The sequence below is a fragment of the Pseudoalteromonas maricaloris genome (assembly GCF_024746855.1).
GTDB lineage: Bacteria > Pseudomonadota > Gammaproteobacteria > Enterobacterales > Alteromonadaceae > Pseudoalteromonas > Pseudoalteromonas maricaloris.
This window is the reverse complement of record NZ_CP024626.1, coordinates 852847-865626: the sequence shown is the minus strand read 5'-3', so window position 1 is coordinate 865626 and position 12780 is coordinate 852847. Positions and strand designations below refer to the sequence as shown.

Below are 12780 nucleotides of genomic sequence, written 5' to 3'. Positions count from 1 at the left end.
ATTTGTTGGCTTCATTATTAACCTAGACCAAAGTCAGCGCTATCTCTAGCGACTCAATCTGCTTTTTTAAGCTTGGATTGATTTCTTCATCGGTAATAATTGTGTCAATTTCGTTAGCTGTAACAATCTGATAAGTAGCGACTTTATCTAGTTTATTACTCGGTCCCATAATCACAGTGTGATCGCTTTGACGAATAGTCGCAGAGAGGATCTCCGCTTCTTCGATATAGCTTGCACTAAAACCGTGATGAATATGGAACGAGCAAATCCCCATAAAAACAATATCAAAACGGATCCGTTTCACCATTTCGATCGCCGTCATGCCTACCACCCGCATTGCTGGTTTAAACATAGGGCCGCCCAGTAAAATCACATCCACCAGCGAATGATAGGCCAACTCTTTGGCGATCAGTGGACAACCCGTAACCACAGTCAACGGCATATTTTTAGGTAAGTGTTGTGCCAAATAACGGCACGTCTCGCCAGAATCAATCACTATCGTTTGTCCAGGCACGAGCATCGCTAAGGCAGGTTCAATATAACGAATTTTACTAGTATCGGGTTTATCTAAACGCTCGATATAGTCAGGAGTATTATCCTGCAGCGCTAAAGCGCCACCATGAACACGCCGCAGGAGCTTAAACTCAGCCAGTTTGTTTAAATCCCGACGGATTGTGTCTTCGCTCACATCAAGCGTTTGCGCCAAGGACACTGAGGTGATCCGCCCTTGTAAATTAAGCTGATCGAGAATGAATTGATGACGTTCTGCCAATAGCATTGCATGTTCCTGCATGTTTTTGCGTAATTTTACTTGAAAAAGATCGAGATACAAGCGTATTATTTGCATGAACATGCATGGTAAAGCCGGTTTAACATCAACAAACGCTTGTTTATGCATGAAACATTATCATAAGGAGTAAAAATGGCACTTAATTCACTCAACCTGAACCATTATCAGGGATTGATATTCGATATGGATGGCACACTTGTTGATTCTGAAGTTGCAGTACGACAGGCCGTCGCGCCTTGGTGTGAGAAACATCATGTCGATTTAGAAATGGTATTAACTACGGGCAGAGGTGCACGTTTCAAAGACTTTATAGAACAATTTACTCCGCATTTAGATTGCCAGCATGAAGTCGAGCTGTTGGAACAAGCAGAAGCCGACCTTGCCCATACCGTCACAGCCATTCCTGGAGCTAAATCGTTTTTGAGCGAAATAAAAGCACAGCAACGCAAGTGGGCCGTTGCAACTTCTGCAAATCGTCACAATGCAGTTGCACGACTCACCACAGCAGGTTTACCTATTCCTGAAATATTAATTACCGCAGATGATGTTGGGCAAGGTAAGCCTCACCCTGAGCCATTTTTATTGGCGGCCAAACGACTGGGAGTGGCAACCTCTAAATGTCTTGCATTTGAAGACTCAGATCAAGGGGTAAGATCTGCACTTAGCGCTGGCTGTGACGTAATCGTAGTTAACCGTTTTTGCACTATTCACCATGACCATATTGTTGCCCGTATCAATCACTATCAGTGATATCTACTTATCAGAGGAAGTAAGCGAATGAAAACATGGCTGACAGGCTTTTATCAAACGAAAGATACCTACTGGGATTTCGCCGGTGTGTTCTTCGGCGGTATCGGTTTTATCGCATTATTCGGCCAGCTACTTAGCGAACTTGAGCGCCAAGGCCCAACCAACTTGTCCTTTACGTTTTTAATCGGGTATGTGTTGGTGTTTAGTTTTTGGCTGATGTATGGGCTGAGATTTCAGCGAATGGCAATCATTGTTACTAATGTACTTTGCCTACTTTTACAGATCTTAATTTTACTAACTGCCATTTTGCGTTGAGTAGTTGGCAAAGCTAAACAGCTTTGCCAACCTATTTAGAACGGGTTGCCATTTGATTGGGAACCTATTCACGGACCCAGATATCAGCTCTAATTGGATCACAACACTCCATATTGCAATTTAACAGCCACACACTTCAATCCAACCACAACTTAGGAGATGCTCGCTCCGATGCAATGGCAAATTGCTCAACCCAATCAATTAATCCCTCAATCGCCATTGGTTTGGCATAAAAGTATCCTTGTACATACTGACAGCCCAAGCCTTTTAAGCAATCTAGTTGTCCTTGTTGTTCTACGCCCTCAGCTATCACTTTGAGCGATAAACTCTCTGCCATCGACAAAATCGCGTTGACCAAAACGGCAGCATCTTGGTTTTGATCTATATCTTGAATAAAACCTCGGTCTATCTTTAATATATTGATGGGGAAGCGTTTCAGGTAGCTAAGCGAAGAGTAGCCAGTGCCAAAATCGTCGATTGCTAAGTTGACCCCCGTTGCCCTTAAGCTTTGCAGCCAAGCGGTTACGGCTTTATCATCTTCAAGTAAGATGCTTTCTGTGATTTCAAGCGTTAAGTTCTCTGGAAGAAAGCCTGATTGCTGCATGATTTGTTTAATGATAGTGGCGTTAAAGCCGAGTCGATACTGCTGACTCGAGACATTTACCGTCAAATAACAATTCATACCGAGCGCTTTATTTAATCTGCGAATATCATTACATGCCTTAGCAAGTAACCACTCACCAAGAGGAGCAATTAGGCCGCTTTCTTCAGCGACTGGAATAAATTCAGCAGGGGAAATATACTGGCCGAAATCAGTTGGCCAGCGCATGAGCGCCTCGACACCATATAATTTACCCGACACCGTATCGACAATCGGTTGGTAGTGTACGGTTAAGCGCTGATGTTCAAGCGCAGCTCGGAGCAGCTGCTCCAACTCAACTCGACGATTCACCTGTTGCTGCATTTCTTGCGCAAAAAAGTGATACTGATTGCGCCCCGCCTCTTTTGCTTTATACATGGCTAAATCGGCAAGTCGTAATAGCTCTTTTTGATCTTTTGCATCACTTGGTAAAATCGCGATCCCGATGCTTGCCCCGGTAAATACCTCAAAGCCGTTGATCACAAATGGTTCACTCAGTGCTTTGACAATTTTATCGGCTACTTGAGCTGCATGATCCGGATGCGCAATTTGGCTCAATAACAATACAAATTCATCTCCACCAAAGCGGCTCAAGGTATCGCTTTTACGCAGCAGGCCGTTTAAGCGCTTGGCTACGGATATAAGTAAGGCATCTCCGGCCTCGTGACCCATGGTGTCATTGACACGCTTAAACCTATCTAAATCAATAAATAACACTGCGCTTTGATGATGAGTGCGGCTCATGCGTTTAATATCTTGCTCAATGCGCTCGAGTAATAACGTTCTATTGGGCAGTCCGGTCAACACATCGTAATAGGCTTGATATTCAATCTGCTCCTCTTGCGCTTTGCGCTCGGTCATATCAGACAATATGGCAACGTATTGCTGCACCAACCCTTTGTCATCATGCACGACACTGATTGCTAGCCACTCTGGATATAAAGTACCGTCTTTACGCTTGTTCCAGATCTCACTTGCCCACTGTCCGTGCGAGTTGAGGGTGCGCCACATCTGCTCATAAAAATGTTTGTCATGCTTACCCGAACTTAAAATATTAGGTCGTTGACCAAGCACTTCATGTTCTTCGTATCCAGTAATTTTGGTGAAAGCAGGATTGACCGCGGTGATCTCAAGTTTTGCGTTGGTGGTCATGATCCCTTCTTGCGTTGCATTAAATACCGCCGCTGCGGTTTTAAGCTGTGCACTTGCGCTTTTTTGTGCAGTGATATCTTCTTTGATCGCAATAAAGTTAATGATTTCCCCTTGTTGGTTTTTAATCGGGGAAATAGACGCATACTCCCAATAGTAATCTCCAGACTTACGGCGATTGTAAAACTCACCACGCCAGACTTTGCCTTGTTTGATGGTTTGCCACAGCGCTTTGTAGTCGGTAAATCCTTGTTTGGAGCCTAGTACTTTGGGTGTTTGTCCTTTCACATCCTCAAGTGAATACCCAGTAACTTGTTCAAACTTAGGGTTAACGTATTCAATGCGAGCACGAGGGTCAGTGATCACAATGGAGGAGGGGCTTTGCTCAATGGCATGGCCCCACTTGCGAAGCTCTTCTTCCGCTTGTTTAAAAAGGGAGACATTAACACTCACAAACACTTGGCCATTGTTGTGCGTGTTCGTTTGTTTTACCTGTAACCAAGCGCCAGATTCGGTTTGATGCAAATTGGCATCGGAGTTAAAAATTTCTCCAAACTGCTGCTGCCACTCTTCTAGTTTGCATGGCATTTTTTCGCTATCAGCAATTGCGAAATGATTACGCCAAGCACTGTTACAGAGCAGCAAATTGCCGCTGCGACTAAAAAGAGCAAAGCCTTCGGTTAAACGCGCAACGGCATCGGACAAAGTTTGGCTGGTGCTCAGAATTTTATTTTTGGCCACATAAAGCCGGTTTGCAAACACAATCAAGAGCAAAAATAGCACAATGGTCAGCAGTAAGAGTAATTCACTTTGATGCTTGGTTTTTTCTATGGTTTCACTGTGGTGCTGGCTATATGCCGCGTAAAGTGCTGAAAAAGCTTGGTCACTCGGCAAAGACAAAAAGCGTTGTTTTGCCTTCTTTAATTCTGCACTGTTAGCAAGGGCAACATTAAAATGCTGATAGATAAGCTGCTCTAAGCTACTTTCAGAGTTGATGGTCATTAAAGGCTCTGCGACAAATTCGTAGAGCTGACCCAACATTAAATTAGCAAGCATTCTATTGGCGTGGGTTGCCAGTTCGGGCTCACTCTGCTCCAGCTCGATTAGCAACTCGGGAAGATAAAGCAGGCTATTTTTAATATTTGCCGCCGCAGTTTTAATGGACTCGACTTGCAATACTTTATTACTGAGTAGCCGACGATAAGCATCAAATTGCTGTCGAATGTCAGGCGTAGCTTCTGCAAATAATGCATCTCGCTGTGGTGTATTCAAAGCATCAATTGCATGCGCTAATTGCGCTAACTCATCATATTGATTGAGCTGTGCACTAAGCATTTGTAACACCGCGGCATCCAGTTTGGCATCAATACTTTTGGCTTCAAAGAGCAGGGTAACTCGTGCTTGGTGTGTTTGACTGCTGAGCTCTTGCTGCGAGTAAAAATACGCAAAAAGCGCAATTGGCGCGCACAGCAGTAACGCTTGCACGCCAATGAAGGCCTTATTCTTCATTCGTGGTTTTCCAAATCCATTTCGTGGTGATGTCCTGCTAGGCTGTCAATAAAGGCAACTAGCTTGTTAATATCGGAGTCTGAGATATTGCGGCCAAGTTGGTATTTGGCCATGGTCGCAACGGCGGCTTCTAGGCTGCTATGACTAGCATCGTGAAAAAAGTATGCTTGTTTGCTAGCAAGTCGCAAGCTCGGTACTTTGAACACAAAACGATCTTGCTCATTGCCAGTGACGTTAAAACGACCATAATCCGCTTTTTGAATTGGTGTATTTCTATCGCCAAAATAATCACCAAAGGTGCCCATTTTGGCAAACATATTGCCACCAACATTGCGCCCTTGATGACAACTAATGCAACCATACCGTTTAAATAACTCATAACCGGCAATAGCCGACTTAGGCAGTTTTACGCTTTTATCTTTAAGCCATAAATCGAACGGCGCATTAAGCGTGATTAACGACCCTTCAAAAGTCGCTATTGCGTCTTTTATCGTGTGCTGCGTTACTCCCTGCGAGTACACTCTAGTAAATTGCGCGACCAGCGTTTTATCTTGATTTAACTTGGCAACGACTTCTGGCCACGTCATATCATGCTCTTTTGGGTTTAAGATAGGTGAGTCGATTTGATCATAAAGCGCTTGCGCACGGCCATCCCACGCTTGACGAATATTTAAAGCCGCATTGTAAACAGTTGGAGTTTTTAGCTCACCGAGTGCGCCATTAACACCACTGGAAAGGGGCTTTACATCCGCGCCATGAGTGAGTAATTGGTGACATGACGCACAGCTGACTTGGTTTCCTCGGGAAAGCTGCTTATCAAAAAAAAGTGATCTGCCCAAGCTAACTTTATCGGCATCAAGTCCTATTGCAGGCTCAAGTGGCAGAATTGGCTCATTTGCAGCTCCCAATAATGGAAACGCAAAAAGAAATAAACTCCAAATTCGCATACACTCCGCCCAAGTTGCCATCTTGGTGTAAAAGATAGCAACATTCGGCATTGCAAATTTTGATTTAAAATAAGCTTAGCAATAGAAGTTATGTGTTTTTATTCACTCACCCCGCACGGCTAGGCTTGTCACTTCACTCAGCCAGTTATCAATTACCTCAGGCGTTGCTAAGTGCGCAGGGCCAAATAGCGTATGTTGAGTTGGCTCTATACCACAAAATCCCAATGTCCCATGTTCTAGCTGAGCCATAAGCCCAGCAGCAACTTCTTGCAAATAAGTTTGCGGCGTGTCTGAGGTGAGAATGACTCTTGCGGTTTTATGCGGTAGAAGCTTTTCAATTTCAGTGCCGGCCTCACTGTATTTAAAAGCAAAGCCTGGAAGTAATGCTCTATCTATTAGCCCTTTGAGCTTGGCTGGTAACGCCAACCACCAAATTGGGCTTACTATCACAATGTGCTGCGCCCACAGTAAGTTCTCTTGGAATTGCTTGAGGCATGGCTCTAATGGTTGGCTCGCTTCATAACCATACATCAAATTGATTTCAAAGTGCATTTCACTAAGATCCATTCTGCGTACTTGATGTTGGGTGCTTGCAGCTCGCTCATAACTTGTGGTGATAGCGTGGCACAAGCTTTTGGTTTTGGGGTTACCGTTTAGTAGCAGTATTTTTTTCATCGTCGTTTCCTTATCACATGACTGAGAAACGAGTGTACTGTCTCCCCTTAACGGGAGAGTCAAGTTACTCTACCTGAGCTGCGGATAATTAATGCCTTTCTAGCAGCCAGTTTTAGTGCTAACTGCGTTGAATTCACTTCCAATAGCCAGCTATTGGTGCGTAAATTCGCCTTGCCTACAGGATGTAGGTACCTTAGCGAGAGCAGGACGCGGAAGCGGTGTTTTCCCTAAATCTTGCTGGCTAGACAAGGAAAAAACTAAGTTGTGCTTTAGCAACAATGAGTTGGAACATTCCTTATCCAAACCTCAGGTTAGGATAGTTTTATTTGTGGACATTCATCAAGCGATGCGATGCAATGTTCAATACGCTGTATTTTTTGCTGAAGCTGCGCAACTTGCTCTATGCAGGATGCTTTGAATTCAACTAAAAATGTGTTGATTTCTACCCAGTTGACTTGCCGCCCTTTAATTTCAATCACCTGCTGTAATTGCTTAATCGACACGCCGAGCGATTTTGCTTCTTTTATTAATAACAGCAGATCGACATCTACTTGAGAATAGACGCGATATTTACCAACACGCTCCGGGGTAGGGATAAGCCCTTTCTCTTCATAAAAGCGAATGGTCTTTACTGACAGCCCAGTTTGCTTTGACAGCTTGCCAATATACATTTTTGATTCTCCAGCTAAAAGCAAAATAACGGTTTACAGCCTCCGTAAAAGTTGCAACCATCTAATACCAATTGCACGCTAACAAAAAGTATCGTCAAGGAATAGCAAAAGATGTATCAGTTATTTTACTACCCTCGTAATGCCAGTTGGGCACCGCATCTCGTACTTGAGCACCTACAACTAGAAAAAGAACTGCTCTTGGTCGATAGAAAAACACAACAACAAAAGTCTGCGACCTATTTAGAACTCAATCCAACAGGACGGATCCCGACATTGGTCGACGGTGACCAAATCATCTTCGAGAGTGCAGCAATTTGTTTGCATTTATGTGAAAAGCACCCTGAAGGACAGCTTATCCCAGCGCCAGCAACCCCACAGAGAGCCACGTTTTATCAGTGGCTTTTTTATTTAACCACGACGGTTCAGCCAGAACTCATGCTGTATTTCTATCCTGAAAAATATCAGCTGTCACCAGAGAGCAGCAAGACCATGTCTCAAGCCGCTGAGCAACGAGTCGGCGACATGTTTGCACTTATCGACAAACAGTTAGCAACACACACCTACTTAGTTGGTGAGCAGCTCACGCTTTGTGACTATTATTTGTTTATGCTAGCCCATTGGGCAAGTGGGTTTAATACTGCGCCAAAAAGCTATGCACATTTGGGCCGATTTATGCGAATGATGGCACAGCAAAAAGTGGTAAAAAGAGTGTGCGAAATTGAACAAACCGATCTAAGTTTTTATTAGCATCCATTACACCAAGGAGGAAAAAATGGAAACCTTAGTGAAAAACTATATCTCTGCCTACAATCATTTTGATATTCCGGGAATGCTAGCTCAGCTCACGGATGATGTCGTGTTTGAGAATCTCGCCAATGGTGAAATTACAACGCGTACAACCAGTAAAATGGAATTTGCAGAATTAGCAAATCAGTCCGCTAAGTTATTTTCCGAACGCAATCAATCTTTAACCGCTGCCACGCAAGACAATGATCTGTTTATTGTTCATGTGACCTACAAAGCTAAATTAGCCCAAGACTTGGCCAATGGCATGAAAGCAGGACAAAGCATCTCCTTACAAGGCCGCTCAGAGTTTGCATTTCGCGATGGCAAAATTTGTTTGATAAGAGATATAAGCTAACTCCTTACTCCAAACTCGGGTTATTTATTTGGCAAAATCAGCACGCTTTTCTATGCTGGTTTTGCACTTTCATCATTAATTCATTTCGACCTAAGCACTATCTTGCGATCAGCCTAAGACGAATTGAAATAAAACGGAGAATAACAATGGGACTATTAAGTGGTCTACTCGGTAATGCAAGCGAAGTAGACAATAGCGAAGTAGATAAGTTATTAGCAGATACGCTAATTCAAGGAGAAGAAGTTGCACAAGCTTACAAGGTGATCCGCGACTTGTTTATTTTTACCAACAAACGCCTAATTTTAATCGACAAGCAAGGCATGACGAGCAGCAAAGTAGAAATGCTCAGTATCCCGTATAGCAAAATCACAAAGTACAGCAAAGAATCTGCGGGTCACTTCGACCTTGATGCGGAATTAAAAATCTGGATTGGCTCAGATCCAACGCCGATTAGTAAAGAATTTAAAGCAGGCGACAATATCAACCAAGTGTATAAGATCATCTCACAATATTGCTTATAGCCACGCCCAGTTAACTTTGAATAGGCACGCAGGATGCGTGCTTCTACCTCGCGCTTCTCAATCCACTCTTTTATCAATAGATTACAGGCTTGGCGCTATAACAAATTTGCAGAGTGACCTATCAACCGCCATTTTTCATCGCTACATAAATACCAAATAGACTGCCTTAGTGCGTCATAAGACCTCTCACCCAAGGTATTTTCCAGTGCGGAGACGTACTCAATCACAACCTTATTGGGACTCTGCTCAACTAACTTATAATCCTCGCTAATTATTTTATGCTCGCTGAGATCTTCACTCTTCAAGCCTTCAATAATGTCATCTTTTGTCATACCATCACAAAATAGTCCACTTTCTGAAAACTCATCATGGATGTAGTCCGAGATCAGATTAATATTTTTTCGTAGCTCTGGCGAATGTAACGCTCGCTCTAAGGCTTCAATTTTATCCAGCATACTCTTTCCAAAAAGCCAGCATAAACCGGCTTTGCTTATGCGCTACTTACTTGCGAGGCCAAACACCTGCTAGGCATACATCTACAAACTTTTTGGGTTTCGTCAGCTCAATCTCAACTTGTGAATGGGCAGCTTCATTACGCTTAGCACGATTTTTTAAATATGACATGACTATCTCCTTTACTCTTGAATTATAAAGTTATGTACACCTAACTTAGGCAGTACAGATTGAAAAAACTTGATGTCGAATAAGGCGGCGTGTTTTTCAGGCAATATTGAATCGACTTTAAATAAGTAGGGAACTTGATTAGTGGTTAGCGGATCGAGATCTGATGCCTGACAAGCTAGACAGTATGTTCTTATTATGGATTGGTAATGATCATTATATTCAATATTTTCTAGTGGAGTTTCATTCCCGAGAACCACTTTTTTCTAATTGGATAATGGTGTATAAACTGCCCAACACCTTTGCAAAATGCTTGGTATAGTTCTGTATGCAAAATAAATGCATGGAATAACTCATCAACTAACTTGCTTGCTGCAGCAACTGCTTGTGGTGAAATAACCACAAATATTAGATAGTCTTTTAGACCCTCAACGACCACCTGGATCTCATCATCAGATAATTTATATTCCAAGTGCGTTTCTATATACCAGTCAAACCACTCCAGTACAGCTTCGTCAAACTTATAGTTTTCAATGAAATCAACCGCATTTTCCTTACCCTCAATTGCTTGCATTAAATCCCGTCTCCATCTCAGCAACAGCCTTAAGGTATACGTCTCACTTTAATTAGTCAAAGTGATTCTTCCCCTAATTGGTTACTCGCATGAAACAATAAACATGCTCCTGCTACCGAATTTCAACTGGCATTAATGAATTTAAACACAGCAAATGAATTGAATTAATAACAGTAAAATTAGGCAATCTAGCTACACGTTTGCCAATTCAAACTTGCCCATTTGCTCCTTAAAGTTTACAGCTGTTCAAATAACAGCTAACTTGTACCTAAAAAATTGCGTAAGGATATAAAAATGATAAAGCAACTTACTAGCATAATTTTATGTTTTGTACTGACGGCATGTGGCAGTGACACAAGTGATACAACTCCAACAGATATAACCTCTAACAAGCCTCCAACAAATACGCCTTTACCATCATCACCCACACCTCTTCCTAATATGAGCTTTGACCAAAGCTTTATTGATGATGTTTCTGAGTTTGTTAAATTAGCGCATGCTGTTCAGTATTTTTATCCTTCTGCCGAGGTGAGAGGCTCAGATTGGTCACTTTTCATCGCAGAAAGCATTGTCGAATTAAACCAAACATCGAGTACAGAGCGCAGAGAAAAAGGGATTGAACTCTTAAGACAAATTGCGCCTTACTTGGTTACACAACAAAATCACATTCCAAAATTGTTACCCAATGCGCAAACATATACTTGGATACAAAATGCGCCGGCAAACGTAAGTGCTTATACGAGTTTGCTTACCGCAGGCTCGTTTAACGAGCTTCAAGAGAGAGAATTCGCGCCCAACGAACTGTTTGTAACCCTCAACTTTTATCAGAGTTCCCTCTACTTACCACTCTACCTACCAGTTAAAACAGAGCTCACAGGTGGCACATATACAGAGTTAGGACGATGGCAAGTTGAACCTAACTTCGCGCATATTGAAACATGTATGGCTACTGTGTCAGGAATGTGGGCCAACATTCAACATTTCTGGCCTTACTTTGAACAGATTGATGTCGACTGGCCAGCAAGTTTGAATCCACTACTAGCCGCATGCTTAATTGAAGAGCCAAATAAAAGGCTGCAACTAATTAATACCGAGTTCACAAAATTGAATGACAACCACATCATAATCAAAACGACTAATATGCTTACGAATAACAATACATATTATGGTACTTTTTATTACGAGATAGTAGAAGGCAAAGCGATTGTTACAAGCGCTCAACAAGATGATCCAAATGGCGTTGAGGTTGGAGATGAGCTACTTACCGTCAATGGTGAAGATATTATTGAGTACCTTTCAAGGAAAGCGCTTTACTCTTTGAAAAGTGAATTACAAAGATTGAGTCATACTGCGAGACAGCAGTTCTTTTTTACAGAAAAGATCCCGCTTAGTTTTACCCTTAAAAAGTCAACGGGCACTACTTATCAAGCAACTATAACGCCAATAGAACCCAGTGAAATAAAACCTCTTGTTAGCTCACCCTACGTGCCTCACTCACCATCAAACATTGAATATCTGGGTGACAATATATATAAACTCAATATCTATAACGTTACACCAGATGACCTGAACGCGATAAAAGAAACGTTAAAAAATGCACAAGCCGTCGTGATCGACTTTCGCCATTACCCACAAAGCTGGGACGGATGGCGAAGCGTATTAAGTTGGTTTATCAAACAAGATGCGATTAATGATACTTTGTCTGTGCTATGGCAAGGAGCACCAAATCAAGCAGATAAAAAGGCTCAGTCATTTCAGCAAATAATTCATAGAGATGCCAACCCACTCTCGATACCCGCCATTGTACTTTCCTCTAGGAGAAGCCAAAGCCAAGGGGAACATGCGTTAATATTTGCACGCAGTGGCGGCTTGCCCATATTAGGAGAACACACATCAGGAATTAACGGAACAGTATTTGGGATCCCTTTTTTCGGGGGAGTAGGAGAGGGGAATTTAGGTGTTGAACTTCATTACACCAATACTCTATCAAGCCGCTATAATGGTGACCCTCTGATCAACGCAGGTATTGCGCCAGATTATTTAGTGCCAAGAACTAGAGAGAGCATAATCAATGGTACTGATAATCAAGTAGAACGTGCCATTGATATTCTAAAATCAGAGCTTTAGTCTTATAACAGCTCACTTAATTGAATGATCCACTTAAAAGCTATGACAACAAGTAATTAGCTTTTAAGTGGACCCAAACTTTATGAACTAACTCAGAATGAGGAGTTAGCGCCACATCAACTTACCGTACGCTCTGAGCGCAGATAAAAAACCGCAGAAAAGAGCAAGGAAACAAACACTTGATTCCAAAAGTTAGAGACAAAGGGATCAGCAACAAACTGAGATGCAATATGCCAAATACTCAGATTTAGCAAAAAACCGAGTACAAACCCATAGCCTTTGTATTGTGCGAGCAATTGCCCCAGTTCTTGCCTAAAACGCTGATATTGAGCTAATTGGCTCATTTTATA

General features: G+C 42.4%; 15 protein-coding genes. 6 read left to right on the top strand and 9 right to left on the bottom strand.

Annotated elements, in window-relative coordinates; translation table 11 throughout:
• Positions 1–22: 22 nt before the first annotated feature.
• Entirely contained in the window at positions 23–898 is an 876-nt protein-coding gene (locus tag CTT31_RS21550; protein WP_260492501.1) for a DeoR/GlpR family DNA-binding transcription regulator, read from the bottom strand.
• 24 nt (positions 899–922) lie between these two features.
• On the opposite strand from CTT31_RS21550, the gene CTT31_RS21545 reads away from it, so the two are divergent.
• Together CTT31_RS21545 and CTT31_RS21540 are read left to right on the top strand one after the other, a co-directional pair.
• Positions 923–1540, top strand: coding sequence for an HAD-IA family hydrolase (locus tag CTT31_RS21545; protein ID WP_223193534.1), 618 nt, complete (start codon positions 923–925; stop codon positions 1538–1540).
• 27 nt (positions 1541–1567) lie between these two features.
• Positions 1568–1855, top strand: a complete 288-nt coding sequence (locus CTT31_RS21540; RefSeq protein WP_019647463.1) for a hypothetical protein — start codon at positions 1568–1570, stop codon at positions 1853–1855.
• Between the two features lie 136 nt (positions 1856–1991).
• Here the strand turns inward: CTT31_RS21540 and CTT31_RS21535 are convergent, their stop codons facing one another.
• From CTT31_RS21535 to CTT31_RS21520, 4 genes are all read right to left on the bottom strand, one after another.
• Positions 1992–5153 (bottom strand): EAL domain-containing protein, encoded by a 3162-nt coding sequence (locus CTT31_RS21535; protein WP_211856892.1) that lies wholly within the window; start codon positions 5151–5153, stop codon positions 1992–1994.
• On the bottom strand, positions 5150–6100 hold the full coding sequence (locus CTT31_RS21530) for a cytochrome-c peroxidase (RefSeq protein ID WP_260492500.1): 951 nt from the start codon (positions 6098–6100) through the stop codon (positions 5150–5152). The genes CTT31_RS21535 and CTT31_RS21530 overlap by 4 nt, the downstream gene beginning before the upstream one ends.
• Before the next feature lie 102 nt (positions 6101–6202).
• On the bottom strand, positions 6203–6775 hold the full coding sequence (locus CTT31_RS21525) for an NAD(P)H-dependent oxidoreductase (RefSeq protein ID WP_010376134.1): 573 nt from the start codon (positions 6773–6775) through the stop codon (positions 6203–6205).
• 311 nt (positions 6776–7086) lie between these two features.
• On the bottom strand, positions 7087–7446 hold the full coding sequence (locus CTT31_RS21520; protein ID WP_260492499.1) for a MerR family transcriptional regulator: 360 nt from the start codon (positions 7444–7446) through the stop codon (positions 7087–7089).
• A 111-nt stretch (positions 7447–7557) separates the two neighbouring features.
• On the opposite strand from CTT31_RS21520, the gene CTT31_RS21515 reads away from it, so the two are divergent.
• The 3 genes from CTT31_RS21515 to CTT31_RS21505 all read left to right on the top strand — a co-directional run bounded on the left by CTT31_RS21515 (position 7558) and on the right by CTT31_RS21505 (position 9108).
• Positions 7558–8193, top strand: coding sequence for a glutathione S-transferase family protein (locus tag CTT31_RS21515; protein ID WP_211856894.1), 636 nt, complete (start codon positions 7558–7560; stop codon positions 8191–8193).
• A gap of 25 nt (positions 8194–8218) precedes the next feature.
• Complete coding sequence (locus CTT31_RS21510) at positions 8219–8587, top strand: nuclear transport factor 2 family protein (RefSeq protein ID WP_010605566.1); 369 nt, start codon at positions 8219–8221, stop codon at positions 8585–8587.
• A gap of 146 nt (positions 8588–8733) precedes the next feature.
• Entirely contained in the window at positions 8734–9108 is a 375-nt protein-coding gene (locus CTT31_RS21505; protein WP_260492498.1) for a PH domain-containing protein, read from the top strand.
• Between the two features lie 95 nt (positions 9109–9203).
• Here the strand turns inward: CTT31_RS21505 and CTT31_RS21500 are convergent, their stop codons facing one another.
• The 3 genes from CTT31_RS21500 to CTT31_RS21490 form a co-directional block, all read right to left on the bottom strand.
• Positions 9204–9563: a nuclear transport factor 2 family protein gene (locus CTT31_RS21500; protein ID WP_130165605.1), complete on the bottom strand. Its 360-nt coding sequence runs from the start codon at positions 9561–9563 to the stop codon at positions 9204–9206.
• A 46-nt stretch (positions 9564–9609) separates the two neighbouring features.
• On the bottom strand, positions 9610–9732 hold the full coding sequence (locus tag CTT31_RS21495) for a hypothetical protein (RefSeq protein ID WP_017216907.1): 123 nt from the start codon (positions 9730–9732) through the stop codon (positions 9610–9612).
• Positions 9733–9961: 229 nt separating this feature from the next.
• Positions 9962–10303 carry a glycine-rich domain-containing protein gene (locus CTT31_RS21490; protein ID WP_260492497.1) on the bottom strand — a complete coding sequence of 114 codons (342 nt, stop codon included), beginning with the start codon at positions 10301–10303 and terminating at the stop codon, positions 9962–9964.
• Positions 10304–10597: 294 nt separating this feature from the next.
• Here CTT31_RS21490 and CTT31_RS21485 point away from each other — a divergent pair, with 294 nt between their 5' ends.
• A complete protein-coding gene (locus CTT31_RS21485) occupies positions 10598–12430 on the top strand; it encodes a S41 family peptidase (protein ID WP_211856896.1) in 1833 nt (610 codons plus the stop codon).
• 116 nt (positions 12431–12546) lie between these two features.
• On the opposite strand, the gene CTT31_RS21480 is transcribed toward CTT31_RS21485, so the two are convergent.
• A complete protein-coding gene (locus tag CTT31_RS21480) occupies positions 12547–12774 on the bottom strand; it encodes a hypothetical protein (RefSeq protein WP_010376146.1) in 228 nt (75 codons plus the stop codon).
• Positions 12775–12780 lie beyond the last annotated feature (6 nt).